Raw genomic sequence first — 21141 nt, 5'->3', positions numbered from 1 at the left:
TCTCTCCACTCGCGACGATCGATCGGGCCGACGCTACCGGACGGGCGGCCCGTCGCGCGTGCCGTCAGGCCGGTTCCGTCCACGCGGTCTGGATCAGCTGCCGGCCGTCGCGGCGGCGCACGAGCGTGCCCCGGCCCGGCGGCTGCGGGGTCGGCCGCAGGTTGCCGAAGACCGCGCCCTCCTCTCGGCTGCCGGACATCAGCAGGCCCGGCGAGTCCAGCTCGCGCAGGCGTTGCAGCACCGGCTCGTACAGCGCCCGGGCCACACCGCCGACCCGGCGCGTGATGATCAGGTGCAGGCCGATGTCCCGCGCCTGCGGCAGCAGCTCGTGCAGCGCGCTCAGCGGGTTGCTGCCACCGGAGGCGACCAGGTCGTAGTCGTCCACCAGGATGTACAGGTCCGGACCCTTCCACCAGCTCCGGTCGCGCAGCTGCGCGGTGGTCACGTCCGGGCCGGGCAGCCGGTTCTGCAACGCGCTGCGGATCGAGCCGAGACCCTGGCTGAACACCTGGTTCGACGGCGCGTAGTCGAGCAGGTGGTCACCCTCGACCGCGCCCAGCAGACCGCGCCGGTAGTCGGCGATGACCAGCCGCGCCTGGGCCGGGGTGTACCGCTCGGCGATCCCCCGCGCGATCAGCCGCAGCAGGTTGGTCTTGCCGCACTCGGCATCGCCGAACACGGTCAGGTGCGGCTCGCCGGCCAGGTCCAGGTAGACCGGGGCGAGCGCCGACTCGTTCACGCCGATCGGGATGCCCGGGGCGGACCTGTCGACCACAGTCGCCAGCTCGGCGACGGCCAGCTTGCGCGGCAGCAGCCGGACCTTCGGCGCCGGCTGTCCCGGCCAGTTCGCCGCGACGTGACCGGCGAGCGCCACCGACGCCTCGGTCAGGTCCTCGATGTCGCGCTTGCCGTCGATCCGCGAGATCGCGGTCAGGAAGTGCAGCTTGTCCCGGGTCAGGCCGCGACCGGGCGCGCCCACCGGCACGTTCTGCGCGGCCCGCCGGTCGATCTCCGACTCCGACGGGTCACCGAGCCGCAGTTCCAGCTTGGTGCCGAGCAGGTCCCGCATGTTGATCCGGATCTCCGCCCAGCGCACCGCAGTGATCACCACGTGGACGCCGAAGCCCAGGCCCCGGTTCGCCAGGTTCGTGATTGTCTGCTCCAGCTCCTCGTACTCCTGGCGCAGCGTGTTCCAGCCGTCCACCACGAGGAAGACGTCACCGAACGGATCGTCGGCGAACTCACCCGCCGCCCGGCGGCGCCGGTAACTGGCCACCGAGTCGATGCCGTGCTGGGTGAACCGGTTCTCCCGCTCGTCGATAACGGCGACCACCTCGGCCACCGTCCGCCGGACCGCCTCGACGTCCCGCCGGCCCGCCACACCCGAGGTGTGCGGCAGCCCGTCCAGACTGCGCAACGCGCCACCGCCGAAGTCGAGGCAGAAGAACTGCACCTCGCGCGGCGTGTGGGTGAGCGCCAGCGACGCCAGCATCGAGCGCAGCATGGTGCTCTTGCCGCTCAGCGACGCCCCGACGATCACCACGTTGCCGCCGGCCCCGGCCAGGTCGACCATCATCGGGTCGCGGCGCTGCTCGTACGGCCGGTCGACGATGCCGACCGGCACGGCGAGCCGGCCCCGGCCCGGCCAGTCGGCGGTGGTCAGGCCGTACGTCGGGTGCACGCTCAGCTTGGGCAGCAGCTCGGCCAGCCCGGACGGCTCGGCCAGCGGTGGCAGCCACACCTGGTGCGCCGGGCGTCCCCGGCCCTTGAGCTGGCCGATCAGCACGTCCAGCATCGCCACGGCCTTGCCGTCGCCGCTCTGCTCCGGCTCCGGGGCGGCCTCCGCCGGGCTCGGCTGAGCCGGCACCGGAACGTAGTCGACGCCGTACGGGACGATCCGGCGCTGCACCTGCGCCCGGGTGGAACGCTGCACCTGCCCCGGCGCGCGGTACGGGCCGGACACGTAGGCGGCGCGGAACCGCAGCATGGTGGCGGTGTCGGTCTTCAGGTAGCCGTGGCCGGGCGCGCTGGGCAGCTCGTACGCATCAGGCACACCGAGCACGATCCGGCTCTCCACCGCCGAGAACGTGCGCAGCCCGATCCGGTACGACAGGTGCGTGTCCAGGCCGCGCAGCTTTCCCTCCTCCAGCCGCTGCGAGGCGAGCAGCAGGTGCACGCCGAGCGACCGGCCGAGGCGGCCGATCATCACGAACAGGTCGATGAAGTCCGGCTTGGCGGCGAGCAGCTCGGAGAACTCGTCACAGATGATCAGCAGGCTGGGCATCGGCTCCAGCGGCTCACCGGCGGCGCGCGCCTTCTCGTAGTCGTACCGGGAAACGTAGTTGCCCGCCGCCCGCAGCACCTCCTGCCGGCGGTTCATCTCACCGGCCAGCGCGTCCCGCATGCGGTCGACCAGTGGCAGCTCGTCGGAGAGGTTGGTGATCACCGCGCTGGTGTGCGGCAACGCGTCCAGCGAGGCGAAGGTGGCGCCGCCCTTGAAGTCGACCAGGACGAAGTTCAGCTCCTCCGACGAGTGCGTCACCGCGAGCGCCCCGACCACCGTCCGCAGCAGCTCGCTCTTGCCGGAGCCGGTCGCGCCGATGACCAGGCCGTGCGGGCCCATGCCCTCGTGCGCGGACTCCTTGAAGTCCAGCTCCACCACGTTGCCGTCCGGTCCCAGGCCGAGCGGGATGCGCAGCCGGTCCCGATGGCTGCGCGGACGCCAGGTCTGCCGGGTGTCCACTGTGGCCGCGTCGCCGACGCCGAGCAGGTCGGGCAGCTCCATGCTGCGGGCCAGCGGCTCCTCGGTGCTGGCACCCTGCTGCTGGGAGAGCCGGAACGGGGCGATCTGCCGGGCCAGCCCATCGGCCGCGCTCAGGGGCAGCCGGTCCGGCCGCCCGAGCCGCGACGTTGCGGTGCCGCGGACCAGGTCGAGGCCGGTGCCGTCCCCGGCGTCCAGGCAGAGCAGCCAGCGCCCGGCGTCGCGCGGGACCGCGCCGGACAGGTCGAACACGGTCGTGCCGAGCAGGCCCGGCCCGGTCAGCGCGCAGGTCGCCGAGACCTCGCCGCCGTCCAGCACCACCACCACGTGCGGCGCGGTCGTCAGCGGCTTCGCCTCCGGCGCGAACCGGGGCCGGCCGCCCAGGTCCTGGGCCAGCGCGGTCTCCGCCTCGTGCAGCGCGGCGAACACCATCCGGCGCGCGCCCGCCGCGTCCGTACGCCCCGGGTGCTGGGCGTGCGGCAGCCACTTCACCCAGTCCCAGGCCGCCTGCCGGTCCGGCGCGGCCACCACGACCACGAGGAGATCCTCCGGGGCGTGGAACGTGACGAGCTGACCCAGCGCGGCCCGGGCCAGGTCGAGCACCGGCTCCCGGTCGCCGCGCAACGCGATCCGGCTGAACGCGCGCAGCGACAGCGCGGTCGGCAGGTCCGGCACGCTGGAGTGGGCCCGGACGAACCGGCGCAGCGCGATGGCGCTCATCGGCTCCAGGTCCTCCACCGGCTTGGTCTCCGGCGGCACGATCTCCACCGCCAGCCGCTGCGGTCCCAGCGCGATCCGCACCTCGCCGAAGTCGTCCTCGGTGATCCGCCGCTCCCACAGCCGGCGGGAGGCGGCGATCGACCAGAGCGCGTCCGGCTCCGGGTGCCGCCAGGTCATCGCGGCGCGCTGCTGCTCGGCGGCGCGCCGGGTGCGCTTGCGCATCTGCGCGAGGTAGCGCATGTAGTCACGCCGCTGGGCGTTCAGCTCGGCCTTGTCCTTGCCGCCGTTGCCGAGTGTGCCGATCGCCATGCCCAGCATGGACACACCGAACAGGCCACCGGCGACGTACGTCATCATGCCGCCGCCCCGGCCGGCGTAGAGGAACGCCATCGCGCCGACGCCACAGAGCATCGGCAGGATCATCAAGACCTGGCCCATGCCCTTGGCCTGCGGCTCCGGCAGCTCGGGCGGGGATTCCAGCAGCACCTCGCCGCGCGGCAGCGCGGGCCCCGGTTGACGCGGAAGTCGGCGGAACACCACCGTACTCACGGCTCTCCCTCCCCAGAAGCGGCCCTGATCGTGGTCTGCCACCGCCGGTGAGCGTCGGGTGGGCAACCTGTGCGACCGCCATCGTAGGTAATCTCCCGGTGGCGTCGTGGACCCGTGTGGGCGATGCCGACGGCCCAGCGGATCGTATGCGAGCACGAGGAGGCCACTGTGGCGACGAAGACGGCGACCGGTGGGCTGAGCCGGATCACCATCGTGGCGCCGCGTACCAGGATGGACCTGGCGCTGCCGTCCGACGTGCCGCTCGCCGACCTGCTGCCCACGCTGCTGCGGTACGCGGGCGAGGACCTGGCCGACGAGGGCGTGCGGCACGGCGGCTGGGCCCTGTCCCGGCTCGGCGGCCAGCCGCTCGACGGCGGCCGGACCGCCGCGCAGCTCGGCGTTCGCGACGGCGAGATCCTCTACTTCAACCCGCGCTCCGCGACCGCCCCCGAGATCGTCTTCGACGACGTGGTGGACGCGGTCGCCACCTCCACCACCCAGCGGGCGGGCGCCTGGCAGGTCGGCACCACCCGGGCGTTCGCGGTCCTGCTGGCCGCCTCCGCGCTCGCCGCGGGCGCGGTGGCGACGCTGCTCACCGGCCCGCCGCAGCTACCCGGCGCGGCGGCCGCGTTCGTGGTCGCGGTGGCGCTGCTGGTCGGCGCCGCGGTGCTCTCCCGCGCCGCCGGCGACAGCCGCACCGGCGCGGTGCTGGCCCTGGTCGGGATCGGGTACGCGGGCGTCGGCGGCCTGCTGGTGCTTGCCGGGGACCGGACGCTCGGCGAGCTGGCCGGCCCGCACGTCCTGCTCGCCGGCACCGCTGTGGTGGTCTTCGGCGCGGTCGCCGCGCTCGCCGTCGGCGACCGCCTGCCGCTGTTCCTCGGCGCGGTGGGCATCGGCGGGGCGGTCGGCCTCGGCGCGGTGCTCAGCCTGGCCTTCGGCATCGGCGCGGCGGCCTCGGCGGCGGTGGTGGCGACAGTCGCATTCGGCGCGCTGCCCGCGCTGCCGATGCTCGCCTACCGCCTGGCCCGGCTGCCGGTGCCGTCCATCCCCACCGGTCCGGACGACCTCAAGACCGACACCGAGTCGGTGGACGGGCCGTCGGTGCTGCGCAACAGCGAGCGCGCCGACGCGTTCCTCACCGGTCTGCTCTGGACCGTCTCGCTGCTGGTGCTCGGCGGCGAGGTGGTGCTGGCCGGGAACGGCCGGCTCCCCGCGGTCCTGCTCTGCCTGGTGCTGGCCCTGCTGTCGCTGCTGCGGGCACGCCCGTTCCTCAGCCGCGCCCAGCGCACGCCGGTGCTGCTGTCCGGCACCGCCGGCCTGGGGCTGGTCGCCGCCGCCACGTTCGCCACCGGCTCGCTGGCGGTACGGCTCGGGCTGATTCTGGGCGGCCTGGCCGTGCTGGCCGTGATCAGCCTGGTCTACGGCCTGACCGTGGCGGGCAAGCGGATCTCCCCGGTCTGGGGCCGGATCCTGGACATCGCCGAGATCCTGCTGATCATCGCGCTGGTGCCGCTGGCAGTCTGGGTCTGCGGCGCGTACGGCTGGATCGTCAACCTTCGACCGTGACGGTCCCCATCGCGGTGCCGACCGGCGCGGTGGCGTAGACGCCGGGGCCGTGCTGGCCGTCCAGCGGGCGGGCCGGCACGCCCGCGCGCCGGGCCATCTCCCGGACCGCCTTCACCAGCGCCTCGGCGTGCCCGTCCATGGCCGCCACCCGCAGCAGCGGCGGCACCCGCCGGCCGCCCGGGAGCACCACCGCGGCGACCGTGTGCGAGGGCGCGGACGTGGCGGTGACCGCGTCCACCAGTGCACCGAGCGAACCGTTGGGGCGTACCCGCAGGGCCAGGCAGCGCTGCGTCCAGCCGCCCCCGCGCAGGTTGGTCCACGTCTCCACCGGGGACTCCGGCGCGAGGTCGAGCCCGGCTCCGGACACCACCGCCGCGTGCAGCTCGTTCCGGTCGAGCACCCGGTGAGCGAGGCCGGCGGCGTTGAGCGCCTTGCCGAGCCGGCCCACCCCGGCCGCCACCGTGCGGTGCACGCCGCGCAGGCCGCCGCCCCGGCTCACCGCCTCGGCCCGCGCGTCGGACACCGACAGGCGCAGCGCCACCCACACGGTCCGGTACGCCGACGGCGGCGCGCCGGGCGCCGGGTACCAGACCAGGGTGTGCGAGACGACCTGGGTCTGGGTGACCGGGCCGGAGAAGTCGGCGAGTACCGCGAGCGCGCGGTCCACCGCCGCCGCCTCGATCGAGCCGGCGGGCGCGCCGGGCCGGCCGGTCAGCGCCAGCGCGGCGAACCAGCCCCGGTCGTCCTGCCCGATGCCGAGCCGGGTGCCGCGCTCGGTCAGCTCCACCACTGTCAGTTCCGGGGCCAGCGCGGCCAGCCTCGGGTCACCACCGGGTGCCGCGCCCCGGGCCCGGTCACGGCGCCGGTGCAGCCGGCGGCGGAGCATCAGATCCTCGTACCACCAGCGGCCGCCCCGGCGGGCGAACGCCGCGGCCACCGCCAGCAGCGCCAGGACGGCGACCACCACGAGCAGCCACGCCGGGCCGGCGGTGGCGAACCAGACGGCGAGCGCGGCGCACTCCACCACCACGAGCTGCCCGACCACGACCGGGCCGAGGCGTCCCCGGCGGCGCTTGTCGGCCGGGGTGACCGGCCGGTCCGGTACGGCGGGAGCGGTGGCGGTACGACCGGGTGGCGCCTGCAGCTGCGTCATCGGTGTGCGTCCCTTCTGGACATCCTGGGCATCCGCCGGGCGGGTGCGGTCGTTCGGGCGGCGGACGGGGTCCGGCGCACCCCCGGCGGCCCCTTATCGTAGGGAAGCCCGCGGCGCTGTTCGGACCTGTCGCCGTGGACCCACCCCCGCCGGAGGTTAGTCATGCGGACCCGCCGCGATCAGGTGCAGGCGTACCGCTTCGTCACCCGCCGCATCGTCTCGGCGCTGCTCTCCGGTGATCCGGAGACGAACGACCTGCCGATGCGCCGCCTCGGCATGGCGGTGTTCGGCAGCGTCATCGCGGCCGCGGTGGTGCTCGGCGGCGTGGGCGCGTACGGGCAGCTCACCAGCAACTCCGCACCGCTGGAGCCGAACACGCTGGTGATCGAGCGGGAGACCGGCGCGACGTACTACTTCGGCGAGGACGGGGTGCTGCGCCCGACGCTCAACTACGCGTCGGCGCGGCTGATCGTCAACGACGCCGCGGCGCAGCCGCGCACCATGTCCCAGGCGTCGATCAAGGATCGTCCACGCGGGCGGCTGGTCGGCATCGTGGGCGCCCCGGACGACCTGCCGGATCGCAGGTCGCTGGCCGGGCTCCCCTGGTCGGTGTGCGACGTGCCGAATCCGAACGACCCGCAGCGCTCCAGCACGCACCTGGTGATCGACCGGGCGCTGCCCGGCGGCACGGCGCTCACCGACCGGGCCGTGGTGGTGCGGACCAGCGACGCGCGTTACCTGCTCACCGGCGGTTCCCGGCTGCGGGTGGCCGGCGACGAGCAGGCGCTGGTGGCGTTGAAGATGGCCGGCGCGACGAACCTGACCGTCGGGCAGCAACTGCTGAACGCGGTGCCGGTCGGCCCGGATCTGCGCAAGCCGGCGATCGCCGGGGACGGCGGCGCGAGCGGGCTGACAGTGGCCGGCCGGCCGGCCCGGATCGGCCAGGTCTACCAGGCCGCCGGCCAGTACTACGTGCTCACCCGGCGGGGCCTCGCGACCGTCCGTGAGGTCACCGCGCTGCTGCTGCTCGGCGGCGGGGGCGAGGTGACGCAGATCACCCCCGACGAGGCGGGCCGGCTCCTCACCGACCAGCGCCTGGACGCGGACGGCCTGCCGGCCCGGTTGCCGGCGCTGCACGAGGTCCGTCCGGGGCGGACGGTGCTCTGCGCCACCTACCGGCCCGGCCCGGCCGGTCAGCCACCGACAACCACGCTGGAGGTCTTCGACTCCCCACCGGCCGAGCTGACCTCGGCGACCGCGATGCCCGCGCGGCAGGGCGCCCGGGACGCGGTTCGCACCGCCGAGAGCGTGCTGCTGCCCGGCGGCAAGGGCGTGCTGGTGCAGGCCACGGCCGGGGAGAGCGGCAAGGCGGCGGCCGGTTCGACGGTCTACCTGATCACCGCGCAGGGCATCCGCTATCCGCTCGGCACCGCCGGGGGCGACGCGAAGAGCGCGCTCGGGTACGGCGACGTGAAGCCGCTCGCCGTACCCGCCTCGCTGCTGGCGCTGGTGCCGACCGGTCCGACACTGTCCCGCGAGGATGCGATGACCTACTTCGATGCGTCGACTCCTCCCGGGGCCACCGAGACGCCCTCGGCCGGAGGCGGGGCGGCGCAGGTCCAGGGCGGTTGACCGGCCCTCGGGCGATCCGAAGTGGAGGATCTCCGTCACGGGTCGCCCGGGTTGGCCCGCTTCGACTAACCTGAGTGCGGCGAACGGTTATCGACGATGACTACGGGGATGCAGCCATGACGGGGCGCACGACAGTAGACGTACTGTCCTTGGAGGACTTTCACCAGCGGCTCGATCGGCGCCTGCACGAGGCGGAGTCGGTGTTGCGCAAGCTCAACACCCAGATGCAGTGCCGCCCGCCGGCCCTCGGCACGTTCACCGACGCGACCGACAACGCCCGTCGCTACTCCGAGACCCACCAGAGCTACGTCAACCACGTCGACCGGCTGCGCCGGGCGATCCTGGCCGCCCGCGAGGCGACCCACAAGATCATGACGAACTACCGGACCGCCGAGGCCCGCAACGCCGCCGCCGCGGCCGACATCGCCGCCGCCCTCTCCGGGCTGAACGAGGCGATGGAGCAGCCGAAGGAGGATCCGCGTGTCTGAGTACACCCAGCGCTACGAGCATGTCCCGCACGAGGAGCTCTACCAGGGCGTCAACGCCGGCGACCCGAAGCAGATCGAGGCGCTCAGCGCCCAGTGGACCTCGCTGAAGGGCACGCTCGACGACCTCGGCCGCGACCTCACCGCCGACCTGGAGGCGCTGGCGAAGACCTGGACCGGCGACGCCGCGCGCGAGTTCCACCGCCGGCTGGACATGGTCGTCCGCTACTCCGGCAACCTCGCCGAGGGCATGACGGGCGTCCGGCAGGGCCTCGACATGATGTCCAGCGAGCTGCGGGCCGCCCAGTCGAAGGCGGAGAGCCCGGAGAAGACCGACGACAACGACAAGCTGCTCTCCGGCGCCGGCAAGGGCTTCCTGCTCGGCGGCGCACCCGGTGCGGTGATCGGCGGGATCGTCGGCCACCAGCAGGACAAGGCCGAGCAGGAGAAGGCGCACCAGCGGATGGTGCAGGTCGTGGCGAAGCTCGCCGAGGGCTACGACTTCTCGGCGTACGGCCGGATCGTCGTGCCGGAACCGCCGGAGATCGAGCTGCCCGGCCACACCGGCAACGGTGACCCGACGCTGCAGAACGGGCCGTCGGTGAAGACGCCGTCGTCCGGCCCGAGCCTGGGCAGCTTCGGTCCGGGCGCGAACGCCACCGCCACCACGTCGGGCGTGCACCACACGGCCCCGACCGGCGGCACGCCGGGCGAGGGCACGCCGGGTGCGGGCACGACGGGTGGCCAGCCGGGCGTCGGCGTTCCGGGTTCGGTGCCGACCGGCGGCACCGTCGACCCGACCGGCACCTCACTGGCCGGCGCCGCTCCGCTGACCAGCACCGCCGGCGGCCCGACGATCGGCGGCGGCCCGGGCTTCGGTCCCGGCGGCGCCGGATCGACGACGATGAGCGCCGGCGGCGCAGGTGGCGGGCTCTACGGCGCCCCCGGCGTGCTGAGCACCGGCTCGCTCGCGGGCACCGGCGCCAACTCGGCGTCCTCGGCCCGCTTCGGCGGCGTGTCCGGCGCGGAGAACCGCTCGGCGGCCGGCACGGGCCGGCTCACCTCCGGGCGGGGCCTCGTGGTCGACGCCGGGAGCAAGTCCGCCGAGCGCACCGGCGGCGCCACCGGGCGGCCCGCGATGGCCGGCCGCAGCGGCGTGCTGGGCGGGCGAGGCGGCCACGGCGACGACGAGTCCGACGGCCGCCTGACCTGGCTCACCGAGGACGAGATGGTCTGGGGCGACGGCGACACCGCCCCGCCGCCGGTGCTCGGCGGCAACTGACACCGCACCCGCGCGAGTGGTCCGTCCACACCGACCCGTGGGGTGGCTCACGTAACGCGCAAGATCCTTGAGCTGCGGGATCCTCCGCTGACCGATAGGTTGAAACGGTGCTGCCCGTAGCGTTCGACCCGTCCACCTGGACGGCGACGCTGCGCCGGATCGCCCGCACGGCGGTGGCCAGTCTGGTGCTGATCGCCGGCCTCCAGGGCATCGCCGCCGCACCCGCCCACGCCGCCGCGTCCTCGCACGCGACAGACGCCCCGCACGCCGTCGCGACTGGGCACGTCGCGGCGATCGAGCGACTCGCCGCCGTCGAGCACGTCACGGCGCGGCAGGCGGCCACGGCCGGCGCCGCACGCACCGCCGATCTCACGGCGGGCGACGCCACGACCGCCACCCCGCGGACGACCGGTCCCGGCACCGGCCCGGCCGTCACCGAGGCCCCTTCCGCCGACTCCGCCGGGCGCGTCCCCGGCGTCGAGGTCGCCGCCGCCGCCGACCCCGGCCGGGCGCACATCGCCCGTCGCGGCCCGCCGCACGCCTGACCGGGCGCCCTTCCGGTACGCCCCGGCGCGGTCCCACAGCCCGCACCCCGGGCGCCCTGCCGCGCGTCCCGTCGCGTCTGAGTCACGACGCGCACCGCCCGGATGTCCGGGCCACAACCGTTGATCATCTTTCGTTCCACCACGAGGTGCTGGTGATGCAGACCGTATTCTCCACCGTCCTGCCCGACATGCCCGCGGCCGCCGTGATCTGGCTGGTCCTGCTCGCCGTGGCCGCGACAGTGGTCGCCGCGCTGATCGTCCGGCCGTCCCGGTTCCGTTCCGAACTGGTCGAACGGATCAGCGACGCAGCCCGGCCGAGCAGCATCGAACGCGCCGAGCGCACCCGCGTACGGGACCGGGAACGGATCCGCTACGCCGACGAGATGGCGGTGGCGGCCTCCCGTGCGACGGCGACCGCCGAGCGGAGCCGCGCCGGATGGCTGAGCGCCCAGGAGGAGGCCGAGGCCACCTGGCAGGCGTACCAGGCGGCCGAGGAGGACGTCCGGCGCCTGACCGCCGCCGCGGCGCTCCCGCTGCCTCGGACCGCCAAGACGCCGGCCGAGTACGCCGACCGGGAGCGCTGGCTGCACCGGGCCGCGATGGACGCCCAGTGGCGCGACGAGATCACGGTGCGGCAGCTCAGCGACATCCTCGGCGGCAACGGCTGGGATCCGAGCCGGCACCCGGTGGAGCAGGAACTGCTGCTGCGCCGGCTGGTCCGGGACAACCTGGCGGCACGGCACCGGGCCGCCACGCAGCGGGAGCAGGCGGCCTGGCAGGCAGCCGAGCGGGCCGCCGCGGCGGCGCAGAGCCTGCGCGACGAGGCGTTCGCGGCACTGCACCCGGTCGCCGAGCCGCAGGCGGAACTGTCCATCGTCGGGTTCGCCGGCCCCGAGGCCACCCGGGAACTGCCGACCGCAGCGGGCGTGGAGACCACTCGCGAGCTGACCCCGGTGGCTCGGGGCCGGGCGGCGGTCGTGGCCTGAGAGCACCGTGACCCGGTCTCCCCGATGGACTACTTCCGAGCAGTATGACTGAGAGGCATAAATATACCTCTCAGTCATACGCGTTTCCGTGAGAGTCGTCTGTCGGCGGCGGCTACCGGAGGTAGCGGACACCACCGAGAACGGAAAGGCTCGGAGCTTCGACACCGGGCAGCCCAGGCCCGGCTCGGCTAGCGTGGTGGCGTGTCCCGTGAAAACTGGGTGCTCGTCGTCGTCGCCGCCGTTCTCGCGGCGGCCATGCTGGCCGGTGCGGTGCTGCTCGCCATCCGGGTGGTTCGCACCCGCCGGATGCTCGGCGCGCTCGGCGCCGGTGGCAAGGTCGCGTTCTACGGCGCGCTGATCTACACGATCCTGCCGGTGGACCTGCTGCCCGACCCGATCTACCTGGACGACATGGGCGTGCTGGCCGGCGCGCTGTTCTACCTGGGCCGGCTGGTCGCCAAGCACCGCGCCGAGCAGCGGGCCGCCGGGGAGTCCCCGGCGGCGACGTTGCCGCCCGGCGCGGCACCCCGCCGCTGAGACGTCACCGGCACGGAACGAGGAGACGACATGGCGGGACGGCACCGTCTGGATCCGCACGACGAGCGGGTGCGGCGCTTCTTCGCGGACCGGCACCTCGCCACGCTCACCACACCGCGTGCCGACGGCACCCCGCACGTCGTACCCGTGGGGGTGACCTTCGACCCGACAGCCGGGCTGGCCCGGGTGATCACCTCCGCCGGGTCGGCCAAGGCGCGGCACGTCGCGGCGGCCGGGCCGGACGGCGTCCCGGTCGCGGTGTGCCAGGTCGACGGCCGCTGGTGGCTGACCGTGGAGGGCCGGGCGGTGCTGCGCCGTGACCCGGAGTCGGTGGCCGAGGCCGAGCGCCGGTACGCCGAGCGGTATCGCACGCCGCGTCCGAATCCGGAGCGGGTGGTCATCGAGATCGCGGTGACGGGGCTCCTGGGAAGTCTCCCCGGCTGAGGCGTCTGTCCGGTGCCGTGGTGGCCCCGGTCACGCAGGGAAATGAGCAGCCGAGGCAGGGCGGTTGAACTCTCCGTACGCCGAGCGCCACTCCTGGTGCCGCGTCTCCCGCACGGAGCCGTCGACCCCCGAATGGAGCCTCGACCATGAATCCGATCATCCGCAAGTGTGTGCTGTCCGTCGCCGGCCTGGCCGCGGCCGGTGGTGCCGTCGCCGGTCCGGCCGCCGCCGCCCACGCCGCCCCGGTCAAGAGCAAGGGTGACCGCGCCGCCGACTACGAGTACCAGGCGCAGCCGAACTTCTTCTACTGCGGTCCCGCCTCGACCCGGATCGCACTGTCGGCCGAGGGCCAGGACGTGAGCCAGGACGAGCTGGCCGCCAAGCTCGGCACCACCGAGAACGGCACCGACTCGGCCATCGACATCACCCGGGTGCTCAACGAGTACACCGGCGGCAAGTACCGGACCACCGAGATCCGCGACGACGTGGCCACCCGGGAGCAGGTCGACCGCCTGCGCGCGGACATCCGTAGCGCGGTCGACGACGACCGGCCGGTGGTGGCGAACATCCTGGGCGGCGCCCTGGACGTCGACGGGGTGGAGCACAGCTATCCCGGCCACTACGTGACCGTCGTGCGGTACGAGGGCGACGGTGACCGGGTGCTGATCGCCGACCCGGCCCGGCCGGACGCGCCGACGTACTGGATGGACGTGACCGAGCTGGCCAACTGGATCGCGGGCCGCGGTTACAGCTCCTGATCCGTACCTTTTGACGGCCGGGGCCGGTCTCCTGTGGAGGCCGGCCCGGCGTCGCGGCGGCCACGCTCCCCACCGGGGGGCGTGGCCGCCGTCGTGTTCCGGCACCGATTCGGGTGTACGTCAGCGGGCGGTGTCGCCTTCGCCGGTGCGCTGCTGCGCCATGTCGACGCCCTTGTCGATCTGGTCGTCGTACTTGCCGCCGCTGCGCTTGTCGGCCGCGTCACCTGCCTTCTCGATGCCCTGGTCGACCTGCTTGTCGTGCTTGTCCGCGAAATCCTTGGCCTTGTCCATGAAGTCGCTCATGCCTGATCTCCCTTCGATACGTTGAATGCCTTCCCTGAGGCGGGGGGCACAAACACCGGGTGGGTGGTTGCTGCCCTGGTGTCGGATCGACCCGCGTCGGGTACCAACGGCCACGATCGAGGAGGCGACGTGGACGACGACGCTGGTACAACCGGGCGGGCACCGGCCACCGGGCCGCGGCAGACCTGGGCGGGACTGCCCTGGCCGGTACGGACGGCGGTCACCTGGAGCGCCTGCCTGCTGGTGGTGACGGCCGGGCTGTGGCTGCTGGGGCAGATCGCCGTGCTGCTGGCGCCGCTCGCGGTGGCGCTGGCCGGCACGCTCTTCCTCACCGCGCTGCTCGACCCGGTCCTGGTACGCCTGCGTCGGCTGCGGGTGCCGGCCGGGCTCGCCGCGCTGCTGAGCATCCTGCTGTTGCTCGGCATCCTGGGCGGCGCCGGCGTCCTGGTCTGGAACCTCACGGCGAGCCAGTTCGGCGAGCTGAGCCAGCAGCTCGGCCAAGGGCTGGAGCGCTCCCGGGACTTCGTCACGTCCAGCCTGCCGGTCAGCGACCAGCAGCTCGACCGGCTCGTGGAGCAGATCCGGCAGGGCCTGAGCAGCGGCGCGCCCGATCCGGTCGCCGGGGCGCGCAAGGTCGCCGAGGTCGTGGGCGCAATCCTGCTCGCGCTGGTCCTGCTGTTCTTCCTGCTCAAGGACGGCCGCTCGATGTGGCACTGGGTGCTGCGCCGGCTGACCGGCCCGCGCCGGCAGCTGACCGCCGAGGCGGGGCGGGCGGGCTGGCGGACGCTCGGCGCGTACAGCCGGGGCACGATGATCATCGCGGCCATCGACGCCGTCGGCATCGGGCTGGCGCTTGTCGTGTTGCGTGTCCCGCTGGCCCTGCCGCTCGCCCTGATCACGTTCATCGGCGGGTTCGTCCCGATCATCGGGGCCACCGTGGCCGGTGCGGTGGCGGTGCTCGTCGCGCTGGCCGCGAACGGTCCCACCACCGCGCTGCTGACCCTGGCCGCCGTGATCGCCGTCCAGCAGATCGAGGGCAACCTGCTGGAACCGCTCGTGATGCGGCGGCAGGTGCAGTTGCACCCGGCGGTCATCCTGGTGGTGGTCACCGCTGGCACGCTGGTCGCCGGGGTGGCCGGTGCCTTCGTGTCGGTGCCGATCGCGGCGGTGCTGTGGCGGGTGCTGGACACCGTGCAGCGGCATCGCGCCGCCGAGGCCGCGGGCTGATTCCGGCGCCGGTCAGGCGGGGTGCGGCTGGCGCAGGTGCGTGGTGAACCACGTACCCGCCTGGTCGGCCACCTGCTCCAGCGTGCCGGGCTCCTCGAACAGGTGCGTGGCACCGGGCACGATTTGCAACTCGGCCACCTCGCCCAGCATGTCCCGGGCCTGCTCGTTGAGCACGATCACCTGCTCGTCCAGGCCGCCGACGAGCAGCAGCGTCGGTGCGCGTACCGCGGTCAGTGAGCTGCCGGCCAGGTCGGGCCGGCCGCCCCGGGAGACCACCGCGCCCACCCGGTCCGGCCGGGTCGCGGCGGCGACCAGGGCGGCGGCCGCGCCGGTGCTGGCCCCGAACAGCCCGATCGGGAGCCGCCCGAGTTCCGGGTCGGCACCCATCCAGTCGACGATCCCGGCCAGGCGCTCGGCCAGCATGCCGATGTCGAAGCGCAGTTCGGCGGTGACCTCGTCCCGGGCCTCCTCGTCGGCGGTCAGGAGGTCGACGAGCATCGTGCCGAGCCCGCGCTCGTTGAGCGCACGCCCGACGGCCATGTTGCGCGGGCTGTGCCGCGAGCTGCCGCTCCCGTGCGCGAACAGCACCACCCCTCGCGCCTCCGCAGGCACCACCACGTCCCCCACGAGTCCGCCCTCAACCACAGGCACCGAAACCTCACGCATCACCCCACCGCCTCTCCCGCTCTCCCCACCGCATACCCCCCACCCCGACGATCATGAGGTCGGCGGCAGATTCCGAGATCCACAACGCCGCTAACTTCATGATCGACGGGAGACCAGGGGAGATCCGACTCGCGGGGTTGCGTTGACGTCGGCGGCAAGGTTTAGCGTCAGCGGCAGAGACGGACGGGGGGCGGCGGATGCGGATCGGGGAGCTGGCGCGGCGGGCCGGTACGAGCACCCGCACCCTGCGCTACTACGAGGCCCACGGGCTGGTCCGGCCGGACCGGTCCGCCAACGGCTACCGGGTCTACGACGAGGCGGAACTACGCGTCGTCCGCGAGATCCGCTCGCTGCTGGCGGTCGGCTTCGGCCTGGACGACATCCGCCCGTTCGTCGCCTGCCTGCGCGCCGGGCACGACTCCGGTGACGTCTGCCCCGACTCGGTGGCGGTGCTGCGGCGCAAGCTCACCGAGGTGGACGACTACCTCGACCGGCTCGGCGACGTCCGCCGCCGGCTGCACGACCAGCTCGCCCGCGCGATCGCCCAACGGGAGGAAACATGCCTCAGGACACGAGGACCGGCCGGTTGAACCCGGTCACCGACGACACCTTCGCGGCCACCGTGCTGGCCGCCGACCGCCCGGTGGTGGTGGACTTCTGGGCCGAGTGGTGCCCGCCGTGCCGGGTGGTGTCGAAGCACCTGGCCGAGCTGGCCGAGGAGTTCGGCGACACGCTGCGTTTCGTCACCGTCAACACCGACGAGAACCCGGTCACCGCCCGCGCCCACCGGATCATGTCCGCGCCGACCATGCTGGTGTTCCGGGGCGGCGAGGTGGTCGGCTCGATCGTCGGCTCCCGCCCGAAGGACCACCTGCGGCGCAGCTTCGCCCGGCACCTGGACGGTTGAGCCGCCGCCGGGCGGGAACGCGCGGGGTGACCACGGACCCCGACCGATCGCGAGGATCGTCATGGCGAAACAGGACAGGTCCCGGGAACAGGAACTCACCGACCAGGAACGCCGCAAGCAGGAGCTGAAGGACTCCCCGGACTGGGCCGACCGCGCCTCGACGGCGCGTACCTCCGACGATCCGCGGGCGACTGCGCCGCGCGACGCCGGCGGGCGTCCGTCAAACGGCCGCCAGTTCTGAGGTACGCGTACCGAGCGGCCCCGCCCCTCGTGGCGGGGCCGCTCAGTCCATGCGTTCCGGCAGGTGCATCAGCGGCGCGCGGCCCTGGGGCTGCTCCGGCTGCGGCCCGCTCGGGTGCGCCGGTGGCACCGCCACGGTGACCGGCTGCGCGGAGGTGACCCGCAGCGGCTCGCCGTGGTGCCGCAGCTCCACGACGGTGTCCGGGCCGCCGTTGCGCAGCGAGTACGTCGTCTGGTGCGGCCGGACGTCGACCCGCAGCCGCATCCCGCGCCACTGGAGTGAGAACTCCAGGCGGCTGAGGCGGCTGGAGAGCCGGGGCGCGAAGGAGAGCGTCCCGTCGTGGTCCCGCAGCCCGCCGAACCCGGCGACCAGCGCGATCCAGGCGCCGGCCAGGGATGCCATGTGCACGCCGTCGCGGGTGTTCTCGTTGAGGTCGTGCAGGTCCATCAGCGCGGCCTCGCGCAGGTAGCGGTGGGCCAGTTCGAGGTAGCCGACCTCGGCCGCCAGCACCGCCTGGGTGCAGGCGCTCAGCGACGAGTCGCGTACGGTGCGCCGCTCGTAGTAGACGAAGTTGCGCAGCTTCTCGGCGGCGCTGAACGCGTCGCCCCGCCAGTGCATGGCCAGCACCAGGTCGGCCTGCTTCACGACCTGCTTGCGGTAGAGGTCGAAGTACGGGTAGTGCAGCAGCAGCGGGTACTTCTCCGGCGGCGTGTGCTCGAAGTCCCACTCCTGGAAGCGGGTGAACCCCTCCACCTGCTCGTGCACCTCGGTCTCCGCGTCGTACGGGACGTGCATGTCGTTCGCGGCGTCCCGCCAGGCGGCTGCCTCCTCCTCCGTGACCCCGAGGTCGAGTGCCTGGTCCCGGTAGTGCATCGCGCAGTCCGCGGCGGTACGCAGGTTCCGCTGCGCCATCAGGTTGGTGTAGACGTTGTCGTTCTTCACCGCCGTGTACTCGTCCGGGCCGGTGACGCCGTCGATGTGGAACCGGCCGGCGCGGTCGTGGTGGCCGAGCGAGCGCCACAGCCGGGCAGTCTCGACCAGCAGTTCCAGGCCGATCTCCCGTTCCAGCGCCTCGTCGCCGGTGACCAGCACGTAGCGGCGCAGCGCGTCGGCGACGTCGGCTGCGATGTGGAACGCGGCGGTTCCGGCGGGCCAGTACGCCGACGACTCCGGCCCTTCGATGGTGCGCCACGGAAAGGCGGCGCCTTCCAGGTTGAGAGTGCGGGCGCGTTCCTGGGCCTGGGCCAGCGTGTCGTACCGCCACTGCAACGCGTCCCGCACCGCGCCGGGCTGCGTGTACGTGAGCACCGGCAGCACGAACATCTCGGTGTCCCAGAACGCGTGGCCGTCGTACCCCGGGCCGGTGAGCCCTTTGGCCGAGATCGGCCGGCGTTCCGCGCGGGCGCCGGCCTGGAGGACGTGGAAGAGGCCGAATCGGACGGCCTGCTGCACCTCGGGGTCACCCTCGACGCGCACGTCGGCGGCGTCCCAGAACGCGTCCAGGTATTCGCGCTGGGCCCGGCGCAGGCCGTCCCAGCCGTCGAGCCGGGCCGCCGCCAGCGCCGCGCCGACCTGGTCGCGCAGCGCCGGGAGCGACCGGCGGCTGGACCAGCCGTACGTGAGGTACTTGACCACGCGGAGCGTCTCGCCGGGCTTGAGCACGCAGCCGATGGTGGTGCGGACCCAGTCCTCGTACCCCTCGCTCTCGATCGTGGTGCGTTCGGGTCCGTCGATGTCGTGGCCCATCGCGGCGGCGACCCGCAGGCCGCTGACCTTGGTGCGGTGGATGAGCTGGCCGCCGTCGTCGGTGGTCAGCTCCTCCTCGGCCTGCAAGGGCGACTCCAGGACGGCGGCGACGCGGGGGTCGCGGCTCTGCGGCGGCAGCGACTCGTTGGCGACCAGCTCGGACTGGAGGATCAGCCGCAGCGGCCCGTCGATCGGCTCGACCTCGTAGTGGATGGCCGCCACCGAACGCTGGGTGAACGACACCAGCCGGGTGGTACGGACCTTGACCTCGCGGCCGGCCGGGGAACGCCAGTGCAGGTCCCGGTGGAGCGTGCCGGCGCGCATGTCGAGAACGCGCTCGTGGGCCAGCAGCTCGCCGTAGCGCACGTCGAGCGGCTCGTCGTCCACAAGGAGCCGGATCAGCTTGCCGTTCGTGACGTTGACGATGGTCTGCCCGGACTCGGGGAAACCGAAGCCCGCCTCCGCGTACGGCAGCGGGCGCAGCTCGTAGAACGAGTTCAGGTAGGTGCCGGGCAGCCCGTGCGGCTCGCCCTCGTCGAGGTTGCCGCGCAGCCCGATGTGCCCGTTGGACAGCGCGAACACCGACTCGGACTGAGCCAGCACGTCCATGTCGAGCTGCATCTCCCGGACGTGCCAGGGCTCGACCGGATACGCCCTTTCCCGGATCACGCGGCCGGCTCCGCCGCGAGCAGGTCGGCGAGGTCCGTGACCACCACGTCGGCGCCGTGCGCGAGCAGCTCGTCGGCCTGGCCGACCCGGTCGACGCCCACCACGTACCCGAATCCGCCGGCCCGACCGGCGGCCACCCCGGCGAGGGCGTCCTCGAAGACGGCGGCTTGCGCGGGCTCGACGCCGAGCAGCCGCGCGCCTTCCAGGAACGTGTCCGGGTACGGTTTGCCGCGCAGCCCGCTCGCGCGGGCGACCACGCCGTCCACCCGCGCCTCCAGCCAGCGCTCCAGCCCGGCGGCGTGCACCACAGCGGCGCAGTTGGCGCTGGCCGAGACGACCGCGCGGCGCAGCCCGGCCGTGGTGGCTGCTTCCAGGTAGCGCACCGAACCCTCGTACACCTCGACGCCGTGCTGCTCGATTTGCTGGAGCAGGACGACGTTCTTGCGGTTGCCGAGGCCGTTGACGGTGTCCGCCTCGGGCGGGTCGTCCGGCGATCCCTCGGGCAGCGTGATGCCGCGCGAGGCCAGGAATGTGCGCACCCCGTCGGCGCGCGGTCTGCCGTCCACGTACCGGTTGTAGTCCGGTCCGCTGTCGAACGGGTGGAACGGCTCGCCGGTTTCCGCCGACCGGCGCCGCAGGTACGCGTCGAACGTCGCGGCCCAGGCGGCGTTGTGCACCTTGGCGGTCTGCGTCAGCACACCGTCCAGATCGAAGAGACAAGCGCTCACGTGCGCGGGGAGGCCCAGCATCGCTTGAATCTATCCAGCCCTCGCGCCGGGCAAACCCCGTTCGGGGTTCAGCGGTTCGGGCGGAGCGTCCAGATCACGGTGAGAGCCGAGGTGACGGTGCCGTCCTCGGTGCCGATCTCCACCTCGACGGGGAACTCGGGCCGCGTCCCCGCGTCCAGCTCGGCCAGCACGTCGGCGGGCGGACGCCCGAGCCGGGCGGTCGCCAGCACCGGCCCCATCGCCACCTTGAGGTAGCGGATGGTCGCGGTCACGGCCAGGGGTACGGCCCGGTCGAGCACATGCCCGAACGCGGCCAGGACCACCGCGCCCGAGGCGGTCTCCCCCAGCGTGAACATGGCCCCGGCGTGCGGGCCGCCCACGTGATTGTGGTGCGCCGGGTCGTCGGGGAGCCGGACCACGGCCCGGACCCCGCCCTCGGCCTCGGGCGCCACCTCGACGAACTCGATTCCGAGCGTGCGGGCGAACGGCACGGCGTCGAGGAGACCGGCCGCCACCTGGCGAGAGTCGATGCTCATGCCCGAACGCTACTCGCCAGTAACTTTTCCGGCAAGACGCCGAGCCGCGCCGGCCTAATGTCACTTACCAAGCGACATCCATGCCGCCCGCCGCTGTCCGGCCCGATGGATCAGCTCAGCGGCGTTTCGGCGGCTGCCGACTCCGGGTAGCGAGTGGCCCATGAACCGCGATCTCGCGCGTGGGCTGATGGTGGCGTGGGCGCTGCCGGAGTTTCGCGACGGGCTGCGTCACCTCGTCGACCTCGACGAGGTGACGATGCTGCTGGCCGCGCTTTCCCTTCGCGACCGCGACCGCGAGGTCGAGCGGAGCGCGCTGGGCCTGCTGCGATCCGGACTCGACAGCGCCGAGGTCCGGGAGGCGGTGTTGCTGTTGCTGGAGCGGGACACCGTACGCCGGCCGCTCGTCACCGCGGCGGTGGAGCCGCTCGCCGACCGGCCCGGCCTGGTCACCGCCGTCACGTCCGCGGCCGAGGATCCCCGGGTACGCCACGAGGTACGGGCAATGCTGGACAGCGCCGGCGTACGCGAGCTGATCTGGCGGGCGGTCGACGACCATGTGAGCGACAACCGGTTCGGGCTGATCCGCCGGGCGGCGGTGCTGTTCGTCAGGCACCCCAGCGCACGGCGCCTGGGGTGGGCGCTCCGCCGGCACGGCGTGCTCCGCGAACTGCGTCACAAGACGTGATCCGGGGGGCCGTCG

21 protein-coding genes are annotated in these 21141 nt (G+C 73.6%); 14 read left to right on the top strand and 7 right to left on the bottom strand.

Annotated features, from left to right (window positions below; all coding sequences use genetic code 11):
* Window positions 1-64: 64 nt before the first annotated feature.
* Window positions 65-4030 (bottom strand): type VII secretion protein EccCa, encoded by a 3966-nt coding sequence (gene eccCa / locus KSK32_RS15030; RefSeq protein WP_216931779.1) that lies wholly within the window; start codon window positions 4028-4030, stop codon window positions 65-67.
* Window positions 4031-4198: 168 nt separating this feature from the next.
* Here eccCa and eccD point away from each other — a divergent pair, with 168 nt between their 5' ends.
* Window positions 4199-5596 (top strand): type VII secretion integral membrane protein EccD, encoded by a 1398-nt coding sequence (eccD, locus tag KSK32_RS15025; RefSeq protein WP_216931778.1) that lies wholly within the window; start codon window positions 4199-4201, stop codon window positions 5594-5596.
* Here the strand turns inward: eccD and KSK32_RS15020 are convergent.
* Window positions 5580-6749: a type VII secretion protein EccE gene (locus KSK32_RS15020; protein WP_216931777.1), complete on the bottom strand. Its 1170-nt coding sequence runs from the start codon at window positions 6747-6749 to the stop codon at window positions 5580-5582. The two genes, eccD and KSK32_RS15020, sit on opposite strands and share 17 nt — an antisense overlap.
* A gap of 162 nt (window positions 6750-6911) precedes the next feature.
* On the opposite strand from KSK32_RS15020, the gene eccB reads away from it, so the two are divergent.
* The 8 genes from eccB to KSK32_RS14980 all read left to right on the top strand — a co-directional run bounded on the left by eccB (window position 6912) and on the right by KSK32_RS14980 (window position 13418).
* Window positions 6912-8381 carry a type VII secretion protein EccB gene (eccB, locus tag KSK32_RS15015; RefSeq protein WP_216931776.1) on the top strand — a complete coding sequence of 490 codons (1470 nt, stop codon included), beginning with the start codon at window positions 6912-6914 and terminating at the stop codon, window positions 8379-8381.
* Window positions 8382-8530: 149 nt separating this feature from the next.
* A complete protein-coding gene (locus KSK32_RS15010) occupies window positions 8531-8869 on the top strand; it encodes a hypothetical protein (RefSeq protein WP_254187061.1) in 339 nt (112 codons plus the stop codon).
* The gene (locus KSK32_RS15005; protein WP_216931774.1) at window positions 8862-10148 is read left to right on the top strand and encodes a WXG100 family type VII secretion target; all 1287 of its coding nucleotides are present in this window, start codon (window positions 8862-8864) and stop codon (window positions 10146-10148) included. Before KSK32_RS15010 ends, KSK32_RS15005 begins: the two co-directional genes overlap by 8 nt.
* A gap of 107 nt (window positions 10149-10255) precedes the next feature.
* Window positions 10256-10693: a hypothetical protein gene (locus KSK32_RS15000; protein WP_216931773.1), complete on the top strand. Its 438-nt coding sequence runs from the start codon at window positions 10256-10258 to the stop codon at window positions 10691-10693.
* A gap of 155 nt (window positions 10694-10848) precedes the next feature.
* Complete coding sequence (locus KSK32_RS14995) at window positions 10849-11679, top strand: hypothetical protein (RefSeq protein WP_216931772.1); 831 nt, start codon at window positions 10849-10851, stop codon at window positions 11677-11679.
* A gap of 201 nt (window positions 11680-11880) precedes the next feature.
* Window positions 11881-12216: a YkvA family protein gene (locus KSK32_RS14990; protein ID WP_216931771.1), complete on the top strand. Its 336-nt coding sequence runs from the start codon at window positions 11881-11883 to the stop codon at window positions 12214-12216.
* 30 nt (window positions 12217-12246) lie between these two features.
* A complete protein-coding gene (locus KSK32_RS14985; protein ID WP_216931770.1) occupies window positions 12247-12660 on the top strand; it encodes a pyridoxamine 5'-phosphate oxidase family protein in 414 nt (137 codons plus the stop codon).
* Window positions 12661-12806: 146 nt separating this feature from the next.
* Complete coding sequence (locus tag KSK32_RS14980; RefSeq protein WP_216931769.1) at window positions 12807-13418, top strand: C39 family peptidase; 612 nt, start codon at window positions 12807-12809, stop codon at window positions 13416-13418.
* A gap of 120 nt (window positions 13419-13538) precedes the next feature.
* Here KSK32_RS14980 and KSK32_RS14975 read toward each other — a convergent pair whose 3' ends face one another.
* The gene (locus KSK32_RS14975) at window positions 13539-13721 is read right to left on the bottom strand and encodes an antitoxin (protein ID WP_216931768.1); all 183 of its coding nucleotides are present in this window, start codon (window positions 13719-13721) and stop codon (window positions 13539-13541) included.
* A gap of 129 nt (window positions 13722-13850) precedes the next feature.
* On the opposite strand from KSK32_RS14975, the gene KSK32_RS14970 reads away from it, so the two are divergent.
* On the top strand, window positions 13851-14948 hold the full coding sequence (locus KSK32_RS14970; RefSeq protein WP_216931767.1) for an AI-2E family transporter: 1098 nt from the start codon (window positions 13851-13853) through the stop codon (window positions 14946-14948).
* A 12-nt stretch (window positions 14949-14960) separates the two neighbouring features.
* On the opposite strand, the gene KSK32_RS14965 is transcribed toward KSK32_RS14970, so the two are convergent.
* Window positions 14961-15614 (bottom strand): dienelactone hydrolase family protein, encoded by a 654-nt coding sequence (locus tag KSK32_RS14965; protein WP_216931766.1) that lies wholly within the window; start codon window positions 15612-15614, stop codon window positions 14961-14963.
* A gap of 197 nt (window positions 15615-15811) precedes the next feature.
* On the opposite strand from KSK32_RS14965, the gene KSK32_RS14960 reads away from it, so the two are divergent.
* From KSK32_RS14960 to KSK32_RS14950, 3 genes are all read left to right on the top strand, one after another.
* Entirely contained in the window at window positions 15812-16204 is a 393-nt protein-coding gene (locus KSK32_RS14960; protein ID WP_216931765.1) for a MerR family transcriptional regulator, read from the top strand.
* On the top strand, window positions 16174-16521 hold the full coding sequence (locus KSK32_RS14955) for a co-chaperone YbbN (RefSeq protein ID WP_289256602.1): 348 nt from the start codon (window positions 16174-16176) through the stop codon (window positions 16519-16521). The genes KSK32_RS14960 and KSK32_RS14955 overlap by 31 nt, the downstream gene beginning before the upstream one ends.
* 61 nt (window positions 16522-16582) lie before the next feature.
* A complete protein-coding gene (locus tag KSK32_RS14950; RefSeq protein WP_071097001.1) occupies window positions 16583-16762 on the top strand; it encodes a hypothetical protein in 180 nt (59 codons plus the stop codon).
* A 42-nt stretch (window positions 16763-16804) separates the two neighbouring features.
* On the opposite strand, the gene KSK32_RS14945 is transcribed toward KSK32_RS14950, so the two are convergent.
* Genes KSK32_RS14945 through KSK32_RS14935 form a run of 3 tightly spaced genes read right to left on the bottom strand, consistent with a single transcriptional unit; the run spans window position 16805 to window position 20441 of the window.
* Complete coding sequence (locus KSK32_RS14945; protein WP_216931764.1) at window positions 16805-19177, bottom strand: glycoside hydrolase family 65 protein; 2373 nt, start codon at window positions 19175-19177, stop codon at window positions 16805-16807.
* Window positions 19174-19926 (bottom strand): HAD family phosphatase, encoded by a 753-nt coding sequence (locus KSK32_RS14940; RefSeq protein ID WP_216931763.1) that lies wholly within the window; start codon window positions 19924-19926, stop codon window positions 19174-19176. Before KSK32_RS14940 ends, KSK32_RS14945 begins: the two co-directional genes overlap by 4 nt.
* 47 nt (window positions 19927-19973) lie before the next feature.
* Window positions 19974-20441, bottom strand: coding sequence for a DUF4442 domain-containing protein (locus KSK32_RS14935; protein WP_216931762.1), 468 nt, complete (start codon window positions 20439-20441; stop codon window positions 19974-19976).
* A gap of 160 nt (window positions 20442-20601) precedes the next feature.
* Here KSK32_RS14935 and KSK32_RS14930 point away from each other — a divergent pair, with 160 nt between their 5' ends.
* On the top strand, window positions 20602-21126 hold the full coding sequence (locus KSK32_RS14930) for a hypothetical protein (protein WP_216931761.1): 525 nt from the start codon (window positions 20602-20604) through the stop codon (window positions 21124-21126).
* Window positions 21127-21141 lie beyond the last annotated feature (15 nt).

It is taken from the genome of Micromonospora sp. WMMB482, assembly GCF_019038635.1.
GTDB lineage: Bacteria > Actinomycetota > Actinomycetes > Mycobacteriales > Micromonosporaceae > Micromonospora > Micromonospora marina.
The sequence above is the reverse complement of the archived record's forward strand: the minus strand, read 5'-3'. Positions and strand labels throughout refer to the sequence as shown.